This is a genomic window from Roseixanthobacter psychrophilus (genome assembly GCF_043195195.1).
Lineage (GTDB): Bacteria > Pseudomonadota > Alphaproteobacteria > Rhizobiales > Xanthobacteraceae > NCEH01.
The window spans coordinates 1-25,487 of record NZ_JBAFWT010000023.1 but is presented as its reverse complement, the minus strand read 5'-3'; the positions used below and the strand labels follow the sequence as shown (position 1 = coordinate 25,487).

General features: G+C 64.0%; 22 protein-coding genes and 1 pseudogene. 7 read left to right on the top strand and 16 right to left on the bottom strand.

The genetic code is table 11. From position 1 onward, the window contains the following. The first annotated feature begins 21 nt into the window (after positions 1 to 21). A complete protein-coding gene (locus V5F77_RS18525) occupies positions 22 to 1,035 on the top strand; it encodes an ABC transporter substrate-binding protein (RefSeq protein ID WP_429006816.1) in 1,014 nt (337 codons plus the stop codon). 168 nt (positions 1,036 to 1,203) lie between these two features. On the opposite strand, the gene V5F77_RS18520 is transcribed toward V5F77_RS18525, so the two are convergent. Next, positions 1,204 to 2,919, bottom strand: a complete 1,716-nt coding sequence (locus tag V5F77_RS18520; protein ID WP_429006815.1) for a dihydroxy-acid dehydratase — start codon at positions 2,917 to 2,919, stop codon at positions 1,204 to 1,206. Between the two features lie 17 nt (positions 2,920 to 2,936). After that, entirely contained in the window at positions 2,937 to 3,659 is a 723-nt protein-coding gene (locus V5F77_RS18515; protein ID WP_429006814.1) for a GntR family transcriptional regulator, read from the bottom strand. A 260-nt stretch (positions 3,660 to 3,919) separates the two neighbouring features. Between V5F77_RS18515 and V5F77_RS18510 the strand changes: the two genes are divergently transcribed. The 3 genes and pseudogenes from V5F77_RS18510 to V5F77_RS18500 all read left to right on the top strand — a co-directional run. Then, positions 3,920 to 5,212, top strand: a complete 1,293-nt coding sequence (locus tag V5F77_RS18510) for an MFS transporter (RefSeq protein WP_429006813.1) — start codon at positions 3,920 to 3,922, stop codon at positions 5,210 to 5,212. Next, on the top strand, positions 5,205 to 6,098 hold the full coding sequence (locus V5F77_RS18505) for an amidohydrolase family protein (RefSeq protein WP_429006812.1): 894 nt from the start codon (positions 5,205 to 5,207) through the stop codon (positions 6,096 to 6,098). Before V5F77_RS18510 ends, V5F77_RS18505 begins: the two co-directional genes overlap by 8 nt. Positions 6,099 to 6,119: 21 nt before the next feature. Beyond that, positions 6,120 to 6,256 (top strand): annotated as a pseudogene (locus V5F77_RS18500) (IS481 family transposase); the annotation flags it as partial. Positions 6,257 to 6,266: 10 nt separating this feature from the next. Here the strand turns inward: V5F77_RS18500 and V5F77_RS18495 are convergent. The 8 genes from V5F77_RS18495 to V5F77_RS18460 all read right to left on the bottom strand — a co-directional run bounded on the left by V5F77_RS18495 (position 6,267) and on the right by V5F77_RS18460 (position 16,480). After that, positions 6,267 to 6,926 (bottom strand): NUDIX domain-containing protein, encoded by a 660-nt coding sequence (locus V5F77_RS18495; protein ID WP_429006811.1) that lies wholly within the window; start codon positions 6,924 to 6,926, stop codon positions 6,267 to 6,269. Continuing rightward, a complete protein-coding gene (locus V5F77_RS18490) occupies positions 6,923 to 8,554 on the bottom strand; it encodes an ABC transporter ATP-binding protein (protein ID WP_429006810.1) in 1,632 nt (543 codons plus the stop codon). Before V5F77_RS18490 ends, V5F77_RS18495 begins: the two co-directional genes overlap by 4 nt. Beyond that, positions 8,554 to 8,769, bottom strand: a complete 216-nt coding sequence (locus V5F77_RS18485; RefSeq protein ID WP_429006809.1) for a hypothetical protein — start codon at positions 8,767 to 8,769, stop codon at positions 8,554 to 8,556. The genes V5F77_RS18490 and V5F77_RS18485 overlap by 1 nt, the downstream gene beginning before the upstream one ends. Positions 8,770 to 9,417: 648 nt before the next feature. After that, positions 9,418 to 10,596: an ABC transporter permease gene (locus tag V5F77_RS18480; RefSeq protein WP_429006808.1), complete on the bottom strand. Its 1,179-nt coding sequence runs from the start codon at positions 10,594 to 10,596 to the stop codon at positions 9,418 to 9,420. A 2-nt stretch (positions 10,597 to 10,598) separates the two neighbouring features. Beyond that, positions 10,599 to 11,711: a microcin C ABC transporter permease YejB gene (locus V5F77_RS18475; protein ID WP_429006807.1), complete on the bottom strand. Its 1,113-nt coding sequence runs from the start codon at positions 11,709 to 11,711 to the stop codon at positions 10,599 to 10,601. Between the two features lie 46 nt (positions 11,712 to 11,757). Then, the gene (locus V5F77_RS18470) at positions 11,758 to 13,689 is read right to left on the bottom strand and encodes an extracellular solute-binding protein (RefSeq protein WP_429006806.1); all 1,932 of its coding nucleotides are present in this window, start codon (positions 13,687 to 13,689) and stop codon (positions 11,758 to 11,760) included. Then, positions 13,686 to 15,587, bottom strand: coding sequence for an extracellular solute-binding protein (locus tag V5F77_RS18465; RefSeq protein ID WP_429006805.1), 1,902 nt, complete (start codon positions 15,585 to 15,587; stop codon positions 13,686 to 13,688). Before V5F77_RS18465 ends, V5F77_RS18470 begins: the two co-directional genes overlap by 4 nt. Before the next feature lie 269 nt (positions 15,588 to 15,856). Then, positions 15,857 to 16,480 (bottom strand): c-type cytochrome, encoded by a 624-nt coding sequence (locus V5F77_RS18460; protein ID WP_429006804.1) that lies wholly within the window; start codon positions 16,478 to 16,480, stop codon positions 15,857 to 15,859. A gap of 191 nt (positions 16,481 to 16,671) precedes the next feature. Between V5F77_RS18460 and V5F77_RS18455 the strand changes: the two genes are divergently transcribed. Then, entirely contained in the window at positions 16,672 to 17,433 is a 762-nt protein-coding gene (locus tag V5F77_RS18455; protein ID WP_429006862.1) for a 3-deoxy-manno-octulosonate cytidylyltransferase, read from the top strand. Positions 17,434 to 17,457: 24 nt separating this feature from the next. Continuing rightward, entirely contained in the window at positions 17,458 to 18,309 is an 852-nt protein-coding gene (locus tag V5F77_RS18450; protein ID WP_429006803.1) for a prephenate dehydratase, read from the top strand. Positions 18,310 to 18,707: 398 nt separating this feature from the next. Here V5F77_RS18450 and V5F77_RS18445 read toward each other — a convergent pair whose 3' ends face one another. The 3 genes from V5F77_RS18445 to V5F77_RS18435 form a co-directional block, all read right to left on the bottom strand. Further along, on the bottom strand, positions 18,708 to 19,454 hold the full coding sequence (locus tag V5F77_RS18445; protein WP_429006802.1) for a glycosyltransferase: 747 nt from the start codon (positions 19,452 to 19,454) through the stop codon (positions 18,708 to 18,710). Between the two features lie 720 nt (positions 19,455 to 20,174). Next, the gene (locus V5F77_RS18440) at positions 20,175 to 21,074 is read right to left on the bottom strand and encodes an NAD-dependent epimerase/dehydratase family protein (RefSeq protein WP_429006801.1); all 900 of its coding nucleotides are present in this window, start codon (positions 21,072 to 21,074) and stop codon (positions 20,175 to 20,177) included. 58 nt (positions 21,075 to 21,132) lie between these two features. Then, a complete protein-coding gene (locus tag V5F77_RS18435; protein WP_429006800.1) occupies positions 21,133 to 22,386 on the bottom strand; it encodes an NADH:flavin oxidoreductase/NADH oxidase family protein in 1,254 nt (417 codons plus the stop codon). A gap of 147 nt (positions 22,387 to 22,533) precedes the next feature. On the opposite strand from V5F77_RS18435, the gene V5F77_RS18430 reads away from it, so the two are divergent. Then, positions 22,534 to 23,190 carry a TetR/AcrR family transcriptional regulator gene (locus V5F77_RS18430; RefSeq protein ID WP_429006799.1) on the top strand — a complete coding sequence of 219 codons (657 nt, stop codon included), beginning with the start codon at positions 22,534 to 22,536 and terminating at the stop codon, positions 23,188 to 23,190. A gap of 77 nt (positions 23,191 to 23,267) precedes the next feature. Here V5F77_RS18430 and copD read toward each other — a convergent pair whose 3' ends face one another. From copD to V5F77_RS18415, 3 genes are all read right to left on the bottom strand, one after another. Continuing rightward, positions 23,268 to 24,152 (bottom strand): copper homeostasis membrane protein CopD, encoded by an 885-nt coding sequence (copD, locus tag V5F77_RS18425; RefSeq protein ID WP_429006798.1) that lies wholly within the window; start codon positions 24,150 to 24,152, stop codon positions 23,268 to 23,270. Beyond that, on the bottom strand, positions 24,149 to 24,517 hold the full coding sequence (gene copC / locus V5F77_RS18420) for a copper homeostasis periplasmic binding protein CopC (protein ID WP_429006797.1): 369 nt from the start codon (positions 24,515 to 24,517) through the stop codon (positions 24,149 to 24,151). The genes copD and copC overlap by 4 nt, the downstream gene beginning before the upstream one ends. 158 nt (positions 24,518 to 24,675) lie before the next feature. After that, complete coding sequence (locus V5F77_RS18415) at positions 24,676 to 25,101, bottom strand: nuclear transport factor 2 family protein (RefSeq protein ID WP_429006796.1); 426 nt, start codon at positions 25,099 to 25,101, stop codon at positions 24,676 to 24,678. Between the last annotated feature and the right edge of the window lie 386 nt (positions 25,102 to 25,487).

The window sequence follows — 25,487 nt, the reverse complement described above, 5'->3', positions numbered from 1 at the left end:
AAAGAAAAGGGAGGAAGTCACATGAAGATCCGTACGCTGCTCCTTGCGGCAAGCCTGCTCATCCCGGCGTTCGGCGGCGCCAAGGCGGCCGATGTCGAAAAGCCCGATATCACGATCGGCGTCGGCGGCAAGCCGCTGCTCTATTATCTTCCCCTGACGCTGGCCGAGCGGCTCGGCTACTTCAAGGACGAAGGTCTGAACGTCGAGATCAATGATTTCGGCGGCGGCGCGAAGTCGCTCCAAGCCCTCATCGGCGGGTCGGTGGACGCGGTCACCGGTGCCTATGAGCATACGATCCGCATGCAGCAGAAGAAGCAGGACGTGCGGGCGGTCATCGACCTTGGCCGCTATCCCGGCATTGTCGTCGGCGTGCGCAAGGAAAAGGCCGGGACCATCAAGTCCATCGCCGACCTCAAGGGCGCGACGATCGGCGTGACCGCGCCCGGCTCGTCGACCTACATCCTCGTGCAATATCTGCTGGCCAAGGCCGGCATGAAGACCGACGACGCCTCGTTTGTCGGCGTGGGCAGCGGCGCGTCCGCTGTGGCGGCGATGCAGAAGGGCGAGATCGACGCCATCTCGCATCTCGATCCGGTCATCACCAAGCTTGTGGACAGCGGCGACATGGTGGTGCTGGTCGACACGCGCACCACCGAGGGCACCGAGAAGGTGTTCGGGGGCATGAATCCCGCCGCCGTGCTCTACTTCAAGGAAAGCTTCATCAAGGCGAATCCGAAGACCGTGCAGGCGCTGACCAACGCCTTCTACCGCACGCTGAAATGGCTGGAGAAGGCGACGCCGGAACAGGTCGCCGCGACCGTGCCGGAAGAATATTGGCTGGGCGACAAGAACTTGTACCTCAAGGCCTTCAATGCCACGCGCCAGGCCTATTCGACCGATGGCAACATCGACGAGGCGAGCATGAAGAGCGCGCTCAACCTGCTCACCGTCACCGACCCGAGCATTGCGGCCTCGAACATCGACCTGTCCAAGACTTTCGACGGTTCGTTCCTCGCCAAGGCAAAGAACCGCTGATCCTTCGTGCCTGATGGCCGTGCCGGCCCCTCAACGGGACGGCACGGCACTTCTCGAAATGACCTCGCCAAAGCGATGGCGGCGATTCATCGCCGCTTCTCCGCCTGTCCGCTTCTCCGCCTTGCTGCGCACGGTCGCCCGCGAGCCGCGCCGGCCTTGGACGCGGTGCTATTGCCCCGCGGGGACCGCGCGCAGGAAGTCGAAGTCGCAGCCCTGGTCAGCCTGGAGCACCTCGCGATAGTAAAGCCGCGCATAGCCGCGCGCGGGTGGGGGAGGGGCCGGCGGCTGCTCGTGTCTGCGGCGCGCCAGTTCGTCCTCGTCCACCAGCAGGTCGATGGTACCGGCTTTGACCGACAGGCGGATGCGGTCGCCGTTGCGCACCAGGCCGAGCGGGCCGCCGGATGCCGCGTCGGGAGCCACATGCAGCACGATGGTGCCATAGGCGGTCCCGCTCATGCGGGCATCGGAGATGCGCACCATGTCCTTGACCCCTTGCCGCGCGAGCTTCTGCGGGATCGGGAGATAGCCGGATTCCGGCATGCCGGACGCACTGCGCGGCCCGGCATTCTGCAGCACCAGGAAGTCGTCGGGCCCGACGTCGAGGTCCGGGTCGTCGATCCGTCCGGCAAGGTCTTCGAGCGAGGTGAACACCACAGCTCGTCCCTCCCTTTCGAATAGCGCCGGATCGGCGGCGGCGCGCTTCAGGATCGCGCCGCGTGGGGCGAGGCTTCCGAACAGCGCCACCAGCCCGCCCTGGGGTTGGAGCGGCGCATCCAGGGGCTTGACCACCGTGCGGTCGACGAAGGCGGGGGCAGGGGCAAGGCGCTCGCCGAGGGTTTCGCTGGCCACGGTCATGCAGTCGAGGTGCAGCAGCGGCTTCAGCTCCCGCAAGACCGCGCCGATCCCGCCGGCGGCGTGCAGATCCTCCATGTAATACGGGCCGGTCGGCTTCAGATCCACCAGGACTGGCGTGGTGTCGGAGAGTTCGTTCAGGCGCTTGAGGTCGATGTCCACCCCGGCGCGCCCGGCGATGGCGGTGAGATGGACGATGCCGTTGGTGGACCCGCCGATGGCGAGCAGCACCCGGATGGCATTTTCGATCGACTTCGCGGTGATGATGTCGCGAATGGTGATGCCGGCCCGCGCCAGGGCCAATGCGGCGGCCCCCGACGCCTCGGCCGCGCGCAGGCGGTCGGCATGTACGGCCGGGATGGCGGCGGTGCCGGGCAGCATGATGCCCAGGGCCTCGGCGATCGAAGCCATGGTGCTGGCGGTGCCCATCACCGCGCAGGTCCCGCTGGTTGTCGCGAGGTTGCCTTCCACCTCGCCGATGGTCGCCTCGTCGATCTCGCCGGAGCGGTATTTTGCCCAGAACCGGCGGCAGTCCGTGCAGGCCCCCAGCCGCTCGCCGCGCCACCGGCCGGTCATCATGGGGCCGGTGACCAATTGCACCGTGGGCAGGCCCGCCGAGACGGCGCCCATCAACTGGGCCGGCACGGTCTTGTCGCAGCCCCCGACCAGCACCACCGCATCCATGGGCTGGCCCCGGATCATCTCCTCCGTGTCCATCGACATGAGGTTGCGGAAGAACAGGCTGGTGGGATTGAGGAAGACCTCGCCCAGCGAGATGGTGGGGAATTCCAGCGGCAGGCCGCCGGCCGCGAGCACGCCACGCTTCACCGCGGCCACCAGTTCGGGAACGTTGCGGTGGCAATTGTTGAATTCGCTATAGGTGGAGGCGATGCCAACCACGGGCTTGTTCAGCAGCGCTTCGGAATATCCCATCGACCTGGCCATGGAGAGCCTGAGGTAACGGGCGAAATCCCGATCGCCGTAATTGGTGAGCCCGCGGGCCAGGCCGACGGGGGAGGGGTCTTCGCTCATCTCGGTCAAGCTCGAATCTAGAGGGCGTCGCGGGGGACCTGGCCGAATGCGCGCAGATACGCCGCTTTGGAGGCAGGGAGGTGGTTGCGGCACAGATGCACCAGGAGGTCGCTGTCCAGCGCTTCGATCGCCGCGATCATGGCGTGGTGTTCCTGGCGCGCGGCTTCGCGTTCGTGAGGGGCGGTGAGCACCAGGAAACGGATGCCGTGGGCGCGCTGGGCGGCGGCCGTGATGGCGTCCGAGAGGAAGACATTGCGGCAGCAACTGAACAGCTTGCGGTGGAAGGCGAGATTGGCGCGGAAGATCGCGGCGACATCGCCGGCGGCGATCGCCATGTCGTGGGCCGCCTGGAGGGCCTTCAGCTCGCCGAGGTCATCCGGCGGCATGGGAAGCGCGATCAGGCGCGCCGCCTCGCCCTCCAGCAGCCCGCGCAGCACGTAGAGCTGCTCGACCTCGTCGACGGTGTAGCTGCGCACCTGCGCGCCACGGTTCGGGATGCGCTCGATCAGGCCCATGCGGTCGAGTTCGATCAGCGCCTGCCGGGCCAGATGCCGCGTCGCCCCGAAACGGGCGATCAGATCCTCCTCGATCAGGCGCTCGCGCGGGTGCAGGCGGCCGAGGACGATGTCTTCCTCCAGCGCGGCCACCATGGCCTCAAGGGAGGCCGGCTCCGGCTTCTCGACGGTGCTGCCATCGCTCTCGTAGGAGCCGGCGGGCGCAGCGCGAACGGTTTTCGTCAACCCAAAGCTCCTGTTGCTGGAACGCTCTCTGCGTACCTTCATACACCAACGTCATGGCGCAACGTGCGGTCAAGATAATTATCGCCGAGATTATTGACAATCTAATTGACGAAAATTTTTGCGTCTCCTACCGTGTCATTCGATCGCAATGCTGCGCCCAGCGCGCTCGAGCGGTGCTGCTTTCGAAGCAAAATAAAAACTGGGGTGCGCAGTTCTGCGATCCGCCAAAGGCGGACCAGATGCGTTTCAGGGAGACGAAAATGAGTACTACGCCTGCAAGCGAAAGAACCGTGGTCGCCGAAGACCTGAGCCTCACCGGATTTTTCCGCGACATGACGCCGCCGGAGCGGCGCACGTTCTGGGCCTGCTTCATGGGCTGGGCCCTTGATGCTATGGATTTCATGATCTACCCGCTGGTGATCGGCACCATCATCGCCATGTGGCAGGTGGATCGAGGCATTGCAGGCCTTGCGGTCACCGGCACCCTCATCGTCTCCGCGCTGGGCGGCTGGCTCGCAGGCTTCCTCTCCGACCGCATCGGGCGGGTGCGAACCCTTCAGATCACCATTCTCTGGTTCTCCGTCTTCACCCTGCTGTGCGCCTTCGCCCAGAATTTCGAGCAGCTGATGATCATCCGCGCCCTGCTCGGGCTCGGCTTTGGCGGCGAATGGGCTGCCGGCGCCGTGCTGATCGGCGAGACGATCCGGGCGCAGTATCGCGGCCGCGCGGTGGGCACGGTCCAGTCGGGCTGGGCCGTGGGCTGGGGCGCGGCCGTGCTGTTGCAGGCGGTCTGCTACACCCTGCTGCCGCCCGAGGTGGCATGGCGCTGGATGTTCGGCCTTGGTGCGATCCCCGCTTTGCTGATCTTCTTCCTCCGCCGCTACGTGGAAGAGCCGCAAGTTTCGGTGGTTTCCCGCCAATTGGAAAACAAGACCAAGGATCGCCCCTCGCTGTGGGAGATCTTCTCCCCCGGCGTCCTGAAAATCACCCTCCTGACGTCCCTGCTCTGCACCGGCGCGCAGGGCGGCTATTACGCGGTGACCACCTGGCTGCCCACCTATCTGCGCGTGGAGCGCGGGCTGACGGTGGTGGGCTCCACCGGTTATCTCGCGCTGCTCATCGTCGGCAGCTTCATCGGCTATGTCTGGGGCGCCTATCTCGCGGACCGCATCGGCCGGCGCCGCCTGTTCATCCTGTTCTCGATCCTCGCCTCGATCCTGGTGATCGCCTATACCCAGCTGCCTTTGTCCAACCAGGTGATGCTGTATCTGGGCTTCCCGCTGGGCATCTGCGCCTCCGGCTATTTCTCCGGTCTCGGGGCCTTCCTCACCGAGCTGTTCCCGACCCGTCTGCGGGGCTCCGGCCAGGGGTTCGCGTATAATTTCGGGCGCGGCATCGGCGCTCTGTTCCCGGCCTTGGTGGGCTTCCTCTCGGCCAGGATGCCGCTTTCCAGCGCCATCGCCATCTTCGCCGTGCTCGCCTACGGCCTGCTCCTGGTGGGTGCGCTGGCTCTGCCGGAGACCCGCGGAAAGGTGCTGCATCCCGATGAGTGATCCGATAGCCCAAAAGGGGGAGCCGCCGGCCTGTCCCGGGCCGGATCCCCATCCCCATGGAGCCACGCGCTTCAAGGTACCGGCGGGAGCGGTGGATACGCACGCCCACGTCATCGGTGCGCCACCGGACTATCCCTTGATGCCGAACCGGAGCTACACCGCTCCGGTCGCCACGGCCGCCGATTATCTCGGCATGCTGGATGCCACCGGCATGACCTATGGCGTGCTGGTCCAGGTCAGCGTCCATGGCACCGACAACCGGCTGATGCTGGAGACGCTGAGGGCCAACCCCGACCGCCTGCGCGGCGTGGCGGTGGCGGATCTCGGCCTACCGGACGCCACCTATGCAGCGCTGAAGGAGGCGGGTGTGGCCGGGTTGCGCATCAATGCGCTGTTCGGCGGCGGCGTCAGCCTCGACCTCATGGAGCGTTACGGGGACTTATGCGCCGAGATGGGCTGGCACCTCCAGTTCCTCCTGGACGCGCGCGATCTGGTGGAGCTCGGGCCGCGCATCCGCAAGCTGCGCGCGCCTGCGGTGGTGGACCACATGGGCCATTTCCCAGCATCGGAGGGCATCGAGCACCCCGGATTCCAGGAACTCCTGCGGCTGGTGGCGGAGGGCGGATGGGTGAAGCTTTCCGGCGCCTATCGCCTTTCGGTCGAGGGCGCACCCTATCGGGACACGATCGCGCTGGCGCGTGCGCTCACCAAGATCGCGCCCGAGCGATGCGTCTGGGGTTCGGACTGGCCGCACGTCTCCACCTGGACACCCATGCCCAATGTCGGCGACTTGCTGGATCTGCTTGCCGACTGGGTTCCCGACGAAGCCACGCGCAATCGCATCCTCGCAGACAACGCGCACCGCCTCTACGGCTTCAAGCCGTAGAGGGTTTGATCCCACGCTTTGAGGATGCAGCCTTCTGTCGCCGATCTGCCGGCCGGACCCAAAGAGCCGAAGTCCGGTGTTCTGTCGGCGGAAGACGAGGCGATCGTCGTCGCGTTTCGTAGGTATTCCTGTTGCCGATTGGTGACGGCCTTTACGCCTCGAAACGCTCTAGGCTTGGCGCATCGCCTTGGCGGCGAGGTCGAGCATGTGCGCGCGATTGAGCGCCAGCCATTGCAGGGCGATGCGGGTATAGCCGTTCATCACGCAGCCGGGGCTGAGCATGCCGAGCGCATCGTCCAGGCCGATAGCGAAGGGCGCGGTGACCTCGTGTTCATGGGCGAGCCCCGCTTGTGCTGGGAGCGCGCCGGAATCGACGATGCCGAGATACAGCGTGCAGAGTTCGTCGGTGACGCCGGGCGTGGGCATGAACTTAAACAATTCTTCCAGGCGCGTCGGCGCGATGCCGATTTCCTCCAGGCATTCGCGATGGGCGGCAGCAGCCGGCGCTTCGCCCGTTTCGACGCGGCCGGCGACGACTTCCACCATGCGCCCGAGGCCAGTCGCGAGATGGGCGGCGAGGCGGAATTGGTGAATCAGCACCACGTTGCAGCGCGCCGGATCGAAGCACAGAACCGCCACCACGCGCCCACCCGCGACGATGTCGCGCTGGGTGGTGTCGTGGCCGCCGCCATCCTCGTGGCGTAAAGCCACGTCGTAGCGCAGATAATCGCGAAACCCCTTGCCCAGCAGATGCGGCGGCGAAACCTGCGCGTCGGCGGCCGTGTCGCCATGGGCGCGGGGCGGGGCGACCTTGCTGGCCTCATTCATTGGGCAGTCACTCCAGGCTGGGCGGTTTCCAGGTTGAAGGCCGCAGCGAAGAGGGCCTTGGTATAGGCCTCCTTCGGATTTTGGAAGACCTCACGCGCGGGGCCTTCCTCGACCATCTTGCCGTTGCGCATGACTAGGATGCGACTTGCCAGCGCGGAGACCACCCGCAGATCGTGGGAGATGAACATATAGGTCAGGGACCGGCGCCGCTGTAAGCCGCGCAGCAGGTCCACGATCTGCGCTTGCACGAGCATGTCGAGGGCGCTGGTGGGCTCATCCAGCACGACGAAGGAAGGTTCAAGGGCCATGGCGCGCGCGATGGAAATGCGCTGGCGCTGGCCGCCGGAAAATTCGTGGGGGTAGAGGTGGCGGCTTTCGGGATCGATACCGACATCGGTCAGGGCCGCGATCACCCGCTGCTCGCGCGCGTCCGCGTCCAGATCTTTCTGATGCACCCGCAGCCCTTCGCCCACGATGTCCTCGACCGACATGCGCGGGGAAAGGGCGCCGAACGGGTCTTGGAACACGATCTGCATGTCCGCCCGCAGCGGCCGCAATTGCTTGAAGCGCAGGCCGTCGATGCGGTTGCCGAGGAAGGCGATGGGGCCGCTGGAGGAGATCAGGCGCAACAGGGCGAGCCCCAGCGTGGTCTTGCCCGAGCCGGATTCGCCCACCACGCCCAAGGTCTCGCCCTCATGAATGTCGAGCGTGACCCCGTCCACCGCCTTCACATAGCCGATGGTGCGGCGAAGAATGCCGCGCTTGATGGGGAAATGGACTTTGAGGTCCTGCGTCGAAACCACCACTTTCGCGTCGGGCGCGGCGGGGGCGGGGTCGGGCTTCGGCTCCGCGTGCAGCAGCGCCTGGGTATAGGGGTGCTGGGGATGGAGGAAGGTTTCCTCCGCTCCGCCTTGTTCGACGATCTCGCCCTTGCTCATCACACACACCCGGTCGGCGATCTTGCGCACGATGCCGAGGTCGTGGGTGATGAACAGCATGGCCATACCCATGCGGGCCTGCAAATCCTTCAGCAGCTTGAGGATCTGCGCCTGGACCGTGACGTCGAGGGCGGTGGTGGGCTCGTCGGCGATCAACAGGTCCGGCTCGTTCGCGAGCGCCATGGCGATCATAACGCGCTGGCGCTGGCCGCCGGACAGCTGGTGCGGATAATCCGACAGCCGCCGCTCGGGATCGGGGATGCCCACTTCGTGCAGCAATTCCAGCGTGCGCTCGCGCACCTGCGTCCCGCCCATGCCGCGATGAAGGATCAGCATCTCGCCGATCTGCTGGGAGATGGTGTGCAGCGGGTTGAGCGAGCTCATGGGTTCCTGGAACACCATGGTCACGTCATTGCCGCGCACGCCGCGCAATTCGCGCTCCGGCAAGGTGAGCAGGTCGCGGCCCTTGAACAGAATCTTGCCGGTGGGGTGGCTCGCCGCGGGGTAAGGCAGGAGCTTCAGCACCGAGAGCGCGGTGACGGATTTTCCCGAGCCGGATTCGCCGACCAGCGCCACCGTCTCGCCGGGCGCGACATCGAACGAAACATTCTTCACCGCCAGAAAATCCCCGCCCACCCGGCGGAAAGCGACGGAAAGGTCTTGCACGGAGAGGAGGGGGGAGGGGGTCATCAGATCATTCGCCCCGCGAGAGGTTGATCGATAGAGATAAGACTACCCTCCTGCCATACGAAATATTTTGTCACATAAGATGCAGATTCATTATCGACGTCGCCCATTTCTTCAATCGCGACATCGACATATTCTGCCCAGGGCGTATCGAACTCAAAATCTGAGGGGAGATGACCTCTAGGATAGCCATAAACTACTTTTCTATGCAGTTTCATGCCACTAACCATTCTTGTATATTGAATTATTTATTTCGCGAGCTCTTGCCAGAAACGCCTCCTCACTTATTCGCGCCGCGAAGTGCGGTGCTTGGATCAGTTGGGAGGGATATGGTGCTTCATGAAGCTTTAGACGTTTGAACCAAATATAGGTACTAGATCCAAAACAGATGACAGTTTTTGGCTTTATAATAGATAATATATACATATGTATATACGCTGACTCCCGAGAAATTACTTCAAAATCTGGATCGGAGGTCGCGCTTGAAATGCTTTTGCTCCTAAAGAAAAATAAATTAGAACAAAATATTTCTCTTAAATCACAATCTATTTGAGAGAAAAATTTCTGAATCCGAATTTGCCGAGGCTGCTGGCCGGCTAAATAGGTTTTGGACCGTAATCGCCAAGAGCCGTCCATGTACTCATTCCAATGGCTGCTCGGGCTTCGCAACAGGTCTTCCAAGACACTTTCTCGTTCTGCGCTCGGGTCACCACCGGGATTGAAGCCGAGAACATAAAGGTCTCCTCTCTTTAGAGAGTCTCTGCTGCTATAGAGTAGCTTCCCCGGCTTCGTTGCAATTAGCATTCCTTGAACCATGCGCTCCAAAGTCGAGAATGCTTTGGTGGAGCAGTGCTCAGCCATGGCGCTCACCCGAAGGTCTTGCGCGGGTCGAAGGCGTCGCGCACCGCCTCGCCGATGAAGATCAGAAGGCTCAGCATCAGTCCCACGGTGAAGAAGCCGGCAAGGCCGAGCCAAGGCGCCTGCACGTTGGATTTGCCTTGCGAGAGCAGTTCGCCAAGCGAGGGCGAGCCGGGCGGTAGGCCGAAGCCGAGGAAGTCCAGGGCAGTCAGCGTCATCACCGAGGAGGAGAGGATGAACGGCAGGAAGGTCAGCGTCGCCACCATGGCATTGGGCAACAGGTGCCGCACCATGATGGTGAAATTGTTCACGCCCAGGGCGCGGGCCGCCTGCACATATTCGAAATTGCGGGCGCGCAGGAATTCCGCCCGCACCAGGCTGACCAGCGAGACCCAGGAGAACAGCAGCAAGATGCCCAGCAGCACCCAGAAGCCGGGCACCAGCACCGAGGAGATGATCAGCAGCAGATAGAGCGAGGGGATCGAGGTCCACACCTCGATGAAGCGCTGGAACAGAAGATCCACCCAGCCGCCGAAATAGCCCTGCACCGCCCCCGCGGCGACGCCTATGGCGGAGGAAATGAGGGTGAGCGCGAGGCCGAACAGCACCGAGATACGGAAGCCGTAGATCAGGCGCGCGAGCACGTCGCGGCCCTGATCGTCGGTGCCGAGCCAATTATATTCGAGCCCGGAGCAGCCGGAGACGCCCTTGCGCTCGGCCACCGATTGGCACTGCGCTTCGCTCAGCATCCAGGTGGGCGGCGAGGGGGCAGGGGTCGGCAGGTCGAGATTGTGGGTGGAATAGTTGAAATGCACCGGCGGCCAGAGCATCCAGCCGCCCTTCTCATCGATCAGCTTGCGCAGATAGGGGTCGCGGTAATCCGCCGTGGTCTCGAAATCGCCGCCGAACGTGGTCTCGGGATAGGCGGTCAGGACCGGGAAATAATAGGCGCCGTCGAAGCGCACCACGATGGGCCGGTCGTTGGCGATGAACTCGGCGAACAGGCTGAGCACGAACAGGATCATGAACAGGACGAACGACCACCAGCCGCGCGTGTTGGTGCGAAAATTGGCGATCCGCCGCTGGTTCAGCGGCGAGAAGAACGGCCGCTTGTTCGGCTTCGCCGTCGGCATGGGGGCCGGCGGGGTGGCGGCGGCGGTCTGGGGGAGAGTCGGAAGGGCCGTCATGCTCAAACGTCCCGGGACTCAAAGTCGATCCGGGGATCGACCAGCATATAAGTGAGGTCCGACAGCAGCCCGACCACCAGGCCGGCGAGGGAGAAGATGTAGAGCGTGCCGAACACCACGGGATAATCGCGGTTCAGCACGCTCTCAAATCCCAATAAGCCGAGGCCGTCGAGGGAGAAGATGGTCTCGATCAGCAGCGAGCCGGTGAAGAAGGCGGAGATAAAGGCGCCGGGAAAGCCGGCGATGACGATCAGCATCGCGTTCCGGAACACATGGCGATAGAGCACGCTGCGCTCCGAGAGCCCCTTCATGCGGGCGGTGGTGACATATTGCTTGCGGATCTCTTCCAGGAACGAGTTCTTGGTCAGCAGGGTCATGGTGGCGAACGCGCCCAGCACCATGGAGGTGAGTGGCAGCACGAGGTGCCAGCCATAATCCAAAATCCGCTCGGGCCAGGACAATTGGGCCCAATTGTCCGAGGTGAGGCCGCGCAGCGGGAACCAGTCCAGGAACGAGCCGCCGGCGAACAGGATGATCAAAAGGATCGCGAACAGGAACGAGGGGATGGCATAGCCGACGATGATGACCGCCGAGGTCCAAACATCGAAGCGCGAGCCGTCCCGCATCGCCTTGGAGATGCCGAGCGGGATCGAGATGGCGTAGGTCAGCAGCGTCATCCACAGGCCGAGGGAGATGGAGACCGGCATCTTCTCCGCGATCAGGTCGATGACGCGGATGTCGCGGAAATAGGAGCGGCCGAAATCGAAGGTCGCGTAATTCTTGATCATCAGCCAGAAGCGCTCATAGGCCGGCTTGTCGAAGCCGAACTGCTTCTCCAGTTCCTGGATGAATTTCGGGTCGAGCCCCTGCGCGCCGCGATATTTCGAGGCCGAGGCATCGGCCCCGCCGCCGCCGGGCATGGCGGCGCCACCGGCAAAATCGCCGCCCTGGCCGGAAATGCGCGAGGTGGCGGAGGCGCCGTCGCCGGTCAATTGGGCGATCACCCGCTCCACTGGGCCGCCCGGCGCGAACTGCACCACCACGAACGAAACCAGCATGATGCCGAGAATGGTCGGGATCATGAGGGCCACACGGCGGATGATATAAGCGAGCATCGAGTCTCCAGGTTCGGACCGACGGTGCGGGCTCTTGTGGGCGGCGTCAACCGCCCTTTACGGGCGGCAGCGAGGATGCCGGCTTCTGCCACCAGGTGTCGAGCACGCCTCGGTCATATTTCGGCTTCACCACCGGCCGCTCGAACACATCCCAATAGGCCACCCAATGGGACGCCTTGTTCCATTGCGGCACCCAATAACGGCCCGCGCGCAGCACACGGTCCAGTGCACGGCAGGCGGTGACGAGGTCCGGCCGGTTCTGGGCGGCGAGCGCAACCTCGATCAACCCGTCGACGGCGCTGTCGGAAATGCCGGAGAGATTGTTCGACCCGCGCGTGCGCGCCGCCTCGCTGCCGAAATAGGCGCGCAATTCCTCGCCCGGATTGAGCGACACCGAATAGCGCCGCACCACGATGTCGAAGTCGAAATCCTTCAGCCGCGCCTGATATTGCGCGGGGTCGACGATGCGATAGGTGGCGTCGATGCCGAGTAGCTTGAGATTGCCGATGAAGCGGGAGGTGTGGCGCTCGAACGAGCCTTCATCGTCCAGGAACTCGATTTGCAGCGGCTGGCCCTTGCCGTCCACCAGCTTTGCCTGCTGGATGGTGTAGCCCGCTTCCTTCAGCAAGGCCGCCGCGCGGCGCAGCAAGGCGCGATCCTGGCCCGAACCGTCGGTGACGGGCGGGACATAGGCCTCCTCGAACACATCCTGCGGCAGGCGTTCGGCATAGGGGCGCAGCAGCTTTTCTTCCGCGGGCGAGGGCTTGCCCTTGGCCATCAGGTCGGAATTCTGGAAGAACGACCAGGTGCGCTCATACTGGCCGTACATCAAATTCTTGTTGGTCCATTCGAAATCGAAGGCGAGCGAAATCGCCTCGCGCACCTGACGGTCGAAGAATTTCGGCCGGCGGGCGTTGAAGAACCAGCCCTGGGCGCCTGAGGGCGTCTCGTCGGGGAGCACGTCGCGCTTCACATGGCCGTCACGCAGCGCGGGAAAATCATACTGGGTGGACCAGGCGCGCGAGGTGAATTCCTCGCGGAACAGGTAGACGCGGGCTTTGAACGCTTCGAAGCCGACGTCCCGGTCACGGAAATATTCGTAGCGCAGGGTACCGAAATTGTTCCGGCCCACGTTCACGGGCAAGTCCTTAGCCCAATAGTCCGTGACCCGGTCGTATTCGATGAAGCGTCCGGATTCGAAGCGGCCGACCTTGTAGGCGCCGCTGCCGAGCGGCGGCTCCAACGTCGTCTCCTCGAACTTGTGCTTGGCATAATAAGCCTTGGAGAAGATCGGCAGGCTCGCGGTATAGAGCGGCACGTCGCGCGGGCGCTGGGCGGTGAAGCGCAGCAGCACGGTGCCCGCGCCCTCCGCCTCCGCGCCGGAGAACTCGCGCAGCGCCTGCCGGATCAGGGGGTGGCCCTGCGCCTTCAAGGTGTTGATCGAAAAGGCGACATCCTCGGCGGTCAAAGGCGAGCCGTCGTGAAAGCGCGCCTCGGGGCGCAGCTTGAAGGTATAGAGGCGCCCCTCCTCGCCGATCACGACGCTCTGCGCCACCAGGCCATAGAGCGAATCCGGTTCGTCGGTGGCGCGGGCCATGAGGCTGTCGAAGATCAGCGCCAGCCCCTGGGCGGCATCACCGCGCAGGATATAGCCGTTGAGCGAATTGAAGGTCTGGAACGACTGGTTATAGGCCGCCGTCGGGCCGATCTGCGAGAAGGTGCCGCCCTTGGGCGCGTCCGGATTCACATAGTCGAAATGCCTGAAATCCTTGGAGTACTTCAGGTCGCCGAACGCGGAGATGCCATGCCGTTCCGCGCCCTGCGCCTGCGGTGAAGCCGCGGCGGGGGGCGCCACCTGGGTTGGCGCTACTTGGGCCGGCGCGGGGGACTGGGTTTGGCTCAGCGCCGGCCGGGCCAGCAGCGTGACGCCGCCGGCGGCGGCGAGGCGCAGCAGGGTGCGGCGATCGAAATCGTTCATTGCCCGCGCGTCCCGATCTTTGCCGCCTTGGCCGCGTCCCACCACCAGATCTCGGGGAAGGCGTAGGAATAGCGCGGCAAGGTCTCGGGGTGGCTGAAGCGGTCCCATCGGGCGGTGCGAGTATAGCGCAGCGTCCAGGCGGGAATGACATAGTCGTTCCACAGCAGCGCCCGATCGAGCGCGTGGGTGGCGGCCACCAGATCCTCGCGATTGCTGGCGTAGATCACCTTCTCGATCAGCGCGTCGATGGCGGGGTTGGCGATGCCGGCATAATTGCGCGAGCCGTCACGGGTGGCGGAATCCGAGCCCCAATAGTCGCGCTGCTCGTTGCCGGGCGAGAGCGACTGGCCCCAGCTCGCGACGATCATGTCGAAATCGCGCGAGCGGATGCGGTTGATATATTGCGAGGTATCCACCATCCGCACCGAGACGCCGATGCCGAGCCGCTCCAAGGCCGGCTTGTAGAACAGGGCGACACGCTCAAATGCGGGGCTCGTCAGCAGGATCTCGATGGTGAAGGGCGCGCCGGAGGGATCCATCAGCTGCCTGCCCTTCACTTGAAAGCCGGCCTCCTTCAGCAGGTCGGCCGCCTTGCGCAGGTTGCTGCGGCGGTCCTGGTCGGTGCCGTTGATCGGATTGACATAAGGCGTGGTGAAGAGCTGCGGCGGCAGCTTGTCCTTCAGCGGGGTGAGGATCTCAAGCTCGCGGCCGGTCGGAAGGCCGCTGGAGGCCAGCTCGGTGCCGCTGAAATAGCTGTTCACCCGTTCGTACTGGTCGAAGAACAGGGTCTTGTTCATGCCCTCGAAATCGAGCGCATAGTTCAGCGCGCGGCGCACGCGCGGATCCTGGAACTTGGGCCGGCGCAAATTGGGCACGAACGCCTGCATGACGCCGGAGGCGCGGTTCTCGAAGGTCTCGAGCAGCACCTTGCCTTCGCTCTTGGCAGGGAAATCATAGGCGGTCGCCCAGTTCTTGGCCGAACTCTCGACGCGGAAATCATACTGGTCCGCCTTGAAGGCCTCCAGCTCGACCGTGTCGTCGCGATAATACTCGTAGCGGATCTCGTCGAAATTGTTCGTGCCGACATTCACCGGCAGATCCTTGCCCCAATAGTCCTTCACCCGCTCGTAGACGATGGTGCGGCCGGGCACGAACGACTTGATCTTGTAGGCGCCCGAGCCGAGCGGGGCTTCCAGCGTGCCCTGGGTGATGTCGCGGGCGCGGCCGGTGCCGTCGGTTCCGGTCCACCAGTGCTTGGGCAGCACCATCATCTCGCCGACGATCTGCGGCAATTCGCGATTGCCGCCCTGGTCGAAGGTGAAGGTCACCTCGCGGTCGCCGGTCTTTTCCACGCTCTTCACGTGGCGATAATAGAAGGCCTGGCCGGGGTTATTCTTGGTGAGCACGTCAAACGACCACACCACGTCGTCGGGGGTGATGGGCGCCCCGTCATGCCATTTCGCTTCGGGGCGCAGGCGGTAGGTGACCGAGGAGAAGTCGGCGGGATAGCGCACGCCGTCGGCGATCAGGCCGTAGGCGGTGGCCACCTCGTCGCGCGACTGGGTGGTCAGCGTATCGTAGATCAGGCCGAGCCCCGCGCCCGGCGTGCCGCGGGTGATGATCGCGTTGAAGCTGTCGAACGTGCCGTTCTCGGACAGGCGCACGGTGCCGCCCTTGGGCGCGTCCGGGTTCACATAATCGAAGTGCTTGAAGTCCGCCGGATATTTCGGGGTGCCCATCAGCGAGGTGGCGGCGCGGAAGTCGCCTGCCGCTGCCGGCGGGGCGGCCGGGGCCAAGGCGCCCTGCGCGGCCGCGTCGCGGATCGCGCCCGGTACGCCCAGCCCGAAGGCGGGCAGGAGGGCAACGAGCAGGGCGGCGAGGCGGACCTTCACTTGCATCAGCGGCTCCGGGGGTTGGGATCTGCGACTAGGCTTCTGGCAATATCCGATTATGGCACCTGCCGCGACGGCATAAAAATGGCGACCCCGGCCCGCTTTGCGACATTCCGCCCGGCAGACGTGCACGTTGCGGTGAGCGGAATCTGCGGCGTGGGGCTGGCGCAAGCGCCGTGCGGGTAGGCGCCAAAGAAAAAGGCCAGCACGGAGGCTGGCCTTTTGAACGTCGAATCACTGGAATCGCCGGGTGGCGAACCTCACTGCGCGGGACTTCACTGCGCGGGCTTGGCACCTTCCGCAGGAGCGGGCGCAGCAGGGGCCGCCGGTGCCGGTGCCGCCTCGGCCGGTGCCGCGGCGGCGGTCGGCAGGGGCTTGGGCGAATGGGCCAGGGAATTGAGATAGGCGATCAGATCGGCCCGCTCGGTTTCCTTGGGGATGCCGGCGAACGCCATGGCGGTGCCGGGCACGTCGGCCTTGGGATTGGTGAGGAAGTGATTGAGCGCCTGGGGCGTCCATTCCCCGCCCTTGGCCTTCATGCCGGCCGAATAGGCAAAGCCGGCGACGCTGGCCACCGGACGGTCCACGACGCCGTAGAGGTCGGGGCCCACCTTGGGGCCGGCGCCTTCCGCGAAATTGTGGCACGAGCCGCAGCGCTTGGCGACGTTGGCGCCCTTCTCGATCGAGGCGGTGGCGAACAATTGCTCGATCGGAATCACCGCCGCCTTGGCTTCCGTCACGTTGCCGCCGGCCGGGCCCTCGGGCACGGCGATCTCGTAGCCCGGCTTGGCGGGCGCTTCGGGTGCGAAGAGAATTTCGGAAACGATGCCGAGGCCGATCGTCAGCGTGAGGGTGCCGAGCACCGCCCCCGCGATTTTGTTTAATTCGAAACTATCCATCGGCGCTTCGCTCCTCGGAGCCCCTTATTCGCGGTCGAGCGGGCAAAAAAATTGGGCCATCGCGCCAATTAAGGCGCAACCGGTCGGACACTAATCACTTTGATTGGCGCCGTGCAACCCGTATAAGGCGCGCCCCAATGCCACGTTTCGCGCCGCCGCCGGCGCATTCCCGCCCCAAGGCTGCCACGATCATGAACCCTGCGGAAGTTCTGGTATTGATCCCCGCCCGCATGGCGGCCACCCGCTTGCCCGGCAAGCCGCTCGCGGACGTCGGCGGGCGCAGCATGATCGTCGAAGTGGCGCGGCGAGCGGTCGCAGCCGGAATTGGCCGCGTCGCCGTGGCAACCGATACCCAGGAGATCGCCGACGCGGTCCGCGGTGCCGGCCTTGAGGCGGTGATGACCCGCGCCGACCATCCCTCCGGATCGGATCGCATCTTCGAGGCGTTGACGCAGCTCGACCCCGCGGGCGCGGTTTCGTTCGTGGTCAACGTCCAGGGCGACCTGCCGACCATCGCTCCCGCGACCATCGCCCGCGCGCTGGCGCCCTTGGCCGATCCGGCGGTGGATATCGCCACCCTCGCCGCCGAGATCGTGCTGGAGGAGGAGCGCACCGACCCGAACGTGGTCAAGGTGGTGGGTTCGCCAACCGGGCCCGGCCTGTTGCGGGCGCTCTATTTTACCCGCGCCACCGCGCCTTATGGCGCGGGGCCGCTGTATCATCACATCGGCCTTTATGCCTATCGCCGGGCGGCCCTGGCGCGGTTCGTCGCGCTGCCGCCCTCGCCTCTGGAGCTGCGGGAGAAGCTGGAGCAGTTGCGGGCGGTGGAAGCCGGCATGCGCATCGACGTCGCTGTGGTGGACGCGGTGCCGCTCGGGGTAGATACACCCGCCCATCTGGAGCGGGCGCGCGCCCTGCTCGCCGCCGAGCGCACATCGGGAGATTTGGCATGAGGACCTTGGCATGAGAATTCGGGCATGAGCCGCCGCATCGTTTTCCAGGGCGAGCCGGGCGCCAATTCCCACATCGCCTGCCGCGAGACCTATCCCGATTTCGAGGTGGTGCCCTGCCACACCTTCGAGGATGCCTTCGCGGCGGTGGAGGGCGGCACCGCCGACCTCGCCATGATCCCGATCGAGAATACGGTCGCCGGCCGGGTGGCGGATATCCACCACCTGCTGCCGCGCGCCAGCCTGAAGATCATCGGCGAGTTCTTCCTGCCGCTCTCGCATCAATTGATGGCGGTGAAGGGCGCGAGCCTCGCCACGCTGAAGACCGCGCAGAGCCATGTGATGGCGCTCGGCCAATGCCGCAAGGCGTTGCGCACGCTCGGTTTGACGGCGGTGATCGGCGCCGATACCGCCGGCTCCGCGCGCGAGATCGCCGAGGCGCGCGACGTCACCCGCGCCGCCATCGCCTCGCGCCTGGCGGCGGACCTCTACGGGCTGGAGATCCTGGCGGAAAATATCGAGGACGAGAGCCACAACACCACGCGCTTCGTGATTCTTGCGCGCGAGGGGGAATGGGCCGGGGCCGAGGACGGCCCGGTGATGACCTCGTTCGTGTTCCGCGTGCGCAATGTGCCGGCGGCGCTCTACAAGGCCATGGGCGGGTTTGCCACCAATGGGGTCAATATGACCAAGCTGGAATCCTACCAGATGAACGGCGAATTCACCGCCACCCAATTCTATGCCGAGGTGGAGGGCCACCCGGACGACCTGCCGGTGAAGCTGGCGCTGGAGGAACTCGCCTTCTTTTCCAAGGAGCTGCGTATTCTCGGGGTGTATGCCGCCCATCCCTTCCGGCGCACCATCGTGCGGGGCGACTAGAGCGTTTCGCGGAAAATGTTTCACGTGAAACAGGATTTTGCGAAGAAGAACGGCGCGGAACTCTGAACTTCCGCGCCGGTTCAGGCGCAGAAATCGCATGTTCTGGAGAAGTTCGGCGAACGCCGGGGACTGTCAGTCCTCTTCGGCGAAGAAGTCCTCGTCCCAGGCGCTTGAACTCCACCGCGCGGGCGAGGCGCTCGCCCACGCCGGCTTGCCCAATTCACGAACGCCGAAGCCGCGCCAGGGTGTCTGTCCAAAAGAAGGTTACTGGCTCGACGCGAATGTCGCGCTACGCGACGCCTGCGATCCTCACTTAAAGATCGCGGCGTGGCGCGATCGCCAGAGACCCACCGGGAGCGAGCGGTCCTTGTTTTGCACGTCTCTAAAGGGCGCAAAGATCATCCGTGCGACCGACGCGCGCACGCGAGTTCCTCCATTTCATCAACGAGACGGCCCGCCTCAACCTCGCTGGCGATCAATTCGCTTAGCCTCTGTGCAGCCACGCGGAAGTGCGGTTCGCTTATTAGACGCATCATCGCTGCAGCTATCTGCGTTTCAGACGCGGTTGATGGTAGGACCAATCCAGCACGGTGAACTTCCACTCGTGAGGCGATGTCACTCTGATCACGTCCCATCGGCATGATTAGAAGCGGCAGGCCATGCGACAGGGCTCGGCTTACTGTTCCGTGGCCACCATGGGTCACCACGAATGATACTTCCTTCATTACAGCATCGTGCGGCGCGCTGGATACTATAGTTACATTCCTAGGCACTCGTAGATTCGCACCTTCCAGAGCCGGTCCGATCGTCGCTACCCCATCCATATCAATTGCGGCCATCGCGTCCACGGTGCGTTGCAGTGCATCGGTCTGGCTTTGATCGGTTGTGCTGAAAGACACCAGCGCTCGGGCACGATCCGATCCATGAGGCCATGGGGCTATCCATGATTTTGCCCAATCGGAACCGTCTAGCAACGGCCCAATGTACCGCACATTCTTGGGAAGTCGATCGGCCGAAAAATCGAACGCCGCGCTGATCGCAAGCAGAAGCCGTTCAGGGCGGTCAAACAACTCCAATATGTCGTCAAAAGCAGCGAGACCTAACTCCCCACGGGCCCGGTTTAGCATTGGCAACCATTCGTTCATTACGGCAATATACCGGGCGGAGGCCGCGTCAACGCCAGCTCGCTCTTCCGGTGTTTCAGGTGGCCTCAACCCGCTTCGTAACGGAGGGACGCCAAGCAGCGGTCGTGGGCTGACCGTGGCCGACAGCAGTGCGCACGGTATGCCGGCGGCTTCCGCGGCAGAACCTGAGCTCACCAAGAACACATCCGCCAGCAGAGCGTCCGTTGGTGCGCGACCGATCTCGTCCCGTATGTCGGCTGCACGAGCAGAGGCCGGCCCAAATACGATATGATTGTATACTTGCCGTACGGGTTCGCTCCCCGATGCAACGGGCGTAAAGCTCGGCGTCCGCTGCCAAGTTGCAAAGCGATATCCTGCACGCTCGACTACGGCGCGCGCATCCTCCCGCCCAATGAGGCGAACGCCGTGACCGCGACTGCGCAACTGGTGTGCTGCGGTCAGCATCGGGCCGAGGTGACCCGCACCGCCGGAAGCTGCCAGAAGGAAGTTGTAAGACATCCGGTCAATCCGTAGATGGGCGCCATTTTGAAGCGCAGCCAAATCAGAAGCCATGAACTTAAGAATTATTGTTTATGGATTCGTCATAGCTAGGCTTGACGCCGATTGGGGGAGAAAATGGCTTGCGGTTTACACGCCGAGACGCCTCCAGATCGCCGGTTCGAATGGAATAATGTGCAAGGCTGGAAGCGGCCATCGTCGTTCTCTAAATTCCCGGCGCCATTAAGCGGGTGGAAGCGACTTGATCCATTCTGCCAGGGACGGTGCCGTCGGCGCCCAGCCGAGCCTGCGGGCGTTGGCCGCGCGGACATAGCTGTTCGACGCCACGCCAAGGCGCGCGTGTTCGCCATATTGCTGGATAACCTGATCGACGGGCACGCTGACGATGTTGCCGCCAAAGCCGAGATGGACGCTGATCATTCCGGCCAATTCCTTGAAGGAACTGCGGCCGTTCTCGGCGAAGAAAAAGGAGCCGCCGGGCGCCGTCTCCATCGCCAGCAGATAAAGGGCGGCTAGATCGTCGATGTGGACGTTCGAATAGTGATTGAGACCCTTGCCGAAATAGACGCCCGCGCCAACCTGCTTGGAAATGGCCATCAATTTCGGGATCTGATCGCTATCCGATTGAAGACCGCGCCCCGTGCCGTAAATCATCGTCGGGCAGACGACGATGGCGCGGACCCCTTTTTCGATCGCGGCCTGACGGAGATAGCGGTTCATATCGACGCGCGATCGCCGAGATGGGACAGGCTCGTAATAGTCGTCCTCCGTCAGCGGCAACTTAGTGGCATATTCGCCGTCAGCTTGGTCTGCGACGATGGCGGAGCCCGTGGTGTGGATCAGAACTTTTCCGCTGCGTTCGAGCGCGGTGACGAGCGTCACGACCGAACCCGGATGATCGGCGCTCGCCGCATGAATGACGGCGTCGGCCGCCTGAGCCGCCTTGGTGAGGATTTCGGAGGTGTCCAGCGTGCCTAAGACAGGCTCAATTCCGCGTGCCTTCAGCAACGTGGCCTTTTCCTCGGACCGCGCCAGGCCCGTTACCTCATGGCCCGATTCCATGAGCCTTTCGGCGACGGAGCCCCCGATATAGCCCGTCGCTCCCGTGACGAATACTTTCATTCTGCTTCTCCCTGCGTTGGAACTTGGTGCCACAATCGAATCCTCGCGATGGCCGGCGTTACGCGGCGCGACGATCGCGGTGTTCGAGAAGCGCAGCCATGTTCTTGCCTTCGAGTTCGGCGAACGCGGCAAGAGCGGCCTCGCCGCTCAGGGAAAGGTCGGGGTCGAGACCGTCGGCGAGCCGCTCGATCTGCATGTTGTTCCATGCGAGCACATGGAACGCGCTCAGCGCCGCCTCCGGCGAAAGCAGGGTGCCGATCTCACCGGCGAGCACACGGCGCGGTGCTTCGGGGTCGGCAATCAGTGGTCGTCCGAGGCCAACGACATCGAGATCGCCGCCGTCCAGCGCCTCGACCATTCCCGCGACACTGCGAAATCCACCCGTGACCATGACCGGCATCCGGGCTACTTCACGCACCGCGCCAGCAAGTTCCACAAAATAGGCTTCCCGCGCCGCCGTGCTTGCACGCCGACCGTCTTCACCTTCGTCCTTGAGGGTGACGCCGACGACCTTGGGCTGTTCGAGCGTACCGCCCGACAGTTCGAGCAAGTCGAGACCTGTGCCATTCAGAAGCTTCACCAGTTCCACGCACTCGGCATTGGTGAAGCCGCCCCTCAAGAAATCGGAGGTGTTGAGTTTGATACCGACCGGGAAATGAGATCCGACAGCACCGCGGACGGCAGCGATCACGTCGAACATGAAACGTGCACGGCTCTCAAGCGATCCGCCCCAACTATCGGTTCGGTGGTTCGTCAACGGACTGAGAAACTGCGAAATGAGATATCCGTGTGCCGCGTGAAGCGACAGCCCCGTGAAGCCGGCGCGCTTCACCTCTCTCGCGGCAAAAGCGAACTGTTCGATGGCATGGCCGATCTCGGACTCGCTCATCGGACTTGGCTTCGCAAAGCTGAATCCTGCCTCGCGAATGATATCGATCTCGACATCGGATGGAGACAGCGGTGCGGCATTGATATGGCTGCTGACTTGCCGACCTGTATGGCTGAGTTGAGCCCAGAAATGCGCCCCTCCGGATTTTCCGGCGGCAGCAAGTCTTGTGAGCTGCGTTCGGCCGCTATCATCGTCGATCACGATATTGTTTGGTCGCTCCAGGTGCCAGCGATCGACCTGAATATTGCCGGTGAGCAACAGTCCTGCGCCCGAGTCCGCCCAGCGCCGGTACAGCACCTCAAGCCGAGACGTGGAATGGTTGCTGGCATCGGCAAGACCTTCGCTCATGGCCGACTTGGCCAGGCGATTGTTCAATGTGGAGCCGCAAGGCAGGTCGAGCGGTCGGGCGAGAGGATGGGCCATCTTTTCTCCGTTTCGCGAGAGCCAAGCCCCCCCGACAGACTTGCGGGATCGAGGCCGCGGCTGTATCCATGTCATTCGACAGCGCTCGCTGTCATTCATACGACAGTTGTCGCTGTCGTATGAATTGTCAAGAGATATAGGCGGTGGATGGCGAAGACCTGGTCAGCAGATAATCCCAAGGCGGCTCTGATGGCGCGCAAACGCGCCGCCATTGTTGAGGCTGCCCTGAGGGCATTTCTGGACGCGGGCTATGCGGAGGCTTCCGTCAATCACATCGCCGCAGCCGCCGGAGTGTCGATCAAGACCCTCTATCGGCACTTCGAGAACAAGGATGATCTGTTCAGCGCCGTGATGCAGGCGGCCTGTGGCAAGATGCCGGGCGCGGATATCCCCGAGGAGGATGAGCCCCCGCCGGTCTGGTACGGCGCGCCGCCAGTCGAAGCGCTCCCGCAGGCCGGTGAGGAGTATATTCGTCATGTTTTGTCGCAGGACCAGATGGCGCTCTACCGAGTCGTCACCCGCGATGCACATCGCTTCCCCGAACTCGGCCGCCGCTATCAGGAAGAAACGACCGATTCCCGCGATGCCACGTTCGTCGGCTACCTTGATATCTGGACGGGTCGCGAAGGTTGGACCGTGCGCGACAAGCGCGCGGCCGCCCAGGTGTTCGCCGGATTGCTGAAGGCCCGTATCTTTGACGAAGTGCTCCTCGGGCTTCGCCAACCCTCGGATACCGAGATCGCCGACAAAGCGCAGGAAGCCGCGCAGAGTATGCTCCTGCTTCTGCGGGAGGAGCGGTTCTGAGGGTCGCGGACAGGCTGACCAATTCCAGCACGCCCGCGCGCCTCTGTCAGCAGAGGTCTGCCCCGCAGTGAGTTTTTTCAGCTGGGATCCATCAGGCCGAAGACCGCGACCAGCCCCAGCACGCCGGCGCCGAGAGCGACCTCGACGAAGGTTCCCGTGCGGATGCTTGCTACGGCACGCTCGGGATGGGCACGAAGACACGGCACGAAGACATAGCGGTTGAGAACCGCAAGGCCGGTCATGGCGAAGACGAGAATGATCTTGGCGTCGAGCAGGAATTGATAGGACGAGGTCGGATCGTCCGGCCATCGCCCCAGGATGAGCGCGGTATTGACAACCCCAGAGGCAATGACGAGCGCGACCGCAACATGTCCGACCGAGGAGAAGCGGCGCAGCGCAGTCGTCGCCTCCGCACGCAGTGCAGGGTCCCGCAGCCGCGCTAGACAGGCCGGCAGCATGATGAGCGATCCAAGCCAGAAGCCACCCGACAAGAGATGCAGGGCGTGATTGAGGATATGGAGCGTGCGCCATGCGTCTTCGTCCATCTCCGAATGGCCGGAGAGGGCGAGGCTTGCCAGCAGCAAGGCGGCGAGCACTGTTTGCATCCCGCTTGCGCGCGGTCGAGCAGTGAGAACCACCGCGGTCAGCAGCGCAAGGCCGACCCGGACCATCCAGGCCGTACCGATCGTCGTGCCGGAGGCGAGCGCCGACAGCGTCGCCCTGTCGATGGCCGAGGGCCAGCCGCCGCCAATGACGGCGGCTTCCATTGGCAACCAGGCGAGGCTGGCCGCGAGCGAGACGAAGGCAGCAGTCTTGATGCCCGCGTCCGTCGCAGCGCCGATCTCCCGCGCGAGTCGCGGGGGCGCAATGAAGGCAATGAAGCATGCAGCGCCATAGAAGGTGATCGTCGCCACATAGAAGAACAGCCTGCAAAGGGCGAGCGCCGCGGGCGGAGCGATCACGGGCCGACAGCAAACTGGTAGGAACCGTGGGTGGCGTGGCCGTCCCTCGAGAGGGCGTGCCATTCAACGGTATATTTGCCGGCGGCGAGCGGGCCGTTCAGGGGAACACTCATCTGCTTATCATCGCCCGGCGCGAGCACGGGAGTGCCGGTCGGGATGGGCTGACTGTCCGCTCCCTTGAGGGTGGCGCCGCTGAGATTGATCTCGAGCCCCTCCGAGAAGCCGAGCGACAGGGCAGTCGGCGAGGGCACCACCACATCATTGGCCTTGGGCGCCTCTGTTATGAGATGGGCATGGGCGAGGGCGCCGCTGGTGGACAGAAGGCAGATGACGAGGGTTAGCGCCGGGGTGATGGAACGTTTCATGGTCCGGGTCCTCAACGACGGTGTGGGATTCTGCGCGGTGCTGCGAAACCGCGTCTCGCTTTGGCGACTTCGGAAATGAGAGCCTATCCGGCCACGAAGTATCGATCCCCGGGTCCGCGTGGAGGCAGCGCGATAGCCGTCCCCACGGTGTTGGTTGCTCAATAGGCTGCAGCCGGATTGACCTGCCAGATCTCGTCGACCAGCTTGCCGTCGCGATAGAGCAGCACGTAACGCACCTTGACCGTGTTCTTGCCGGCGAAGGTGGCGTCGACCGTCACGGTGCCGCCCTTGGGGTTGGTCGCCTCGGCCGCCGCGGCGATGGTGGCCTTCTGGGCGCCCTGGGCAGCGAAGAATTTCGACCAGACCTCCTTGATCTTGCCTGGCTGGCTGTAGGTGCCGTCGAGCGGGCCGCCGACCCAGTGCAGGGTTGCGGCAGGCCCGTAAGCGGCAGTCACGGCGGCGAGGTCGGCGCCGGCAATGGCGTCGATGCGCGACTTGGCGAGGTCTTCGGCGGGTCCTGCCAGCGCGGCTGAGCCGGAAGCGGCGACGAGGACGAGGGTAGCTGCGAGGGTTGAAAGGCGCATGTGCGGGTATCTCCAAATGTGGCCTGCACACGAGGAGACTCGCTCCGCGCCGATTTATTCCGCCCGGTGAGCTCACGTTCTCGAATTTCTCATCGCGCGGCGTGGCCGTCGGACGGGCCTATGCGAAAGATCAGAGAAGACTGGTGCGAGCCGGGAATAATCGCGCCGGTCTGGAGTCCAACTTTCCAAGGCGCCATCGTGCCGAAAGAAGAAAGCCCATGCGACGCCGACACCTGTCTCGTGCCGGCGCGCGCTCGCGCGGCGCCTTGCTGGCAGCGCCACCCAGGCGCACGATGCCGCACCGGCCGTCTCGGGAGCCGCCCAGCCCACGGACGAGGCGCCCTTTCTGACCGAGAACGCCGCCGCCATGGACAAGATGATGGCGG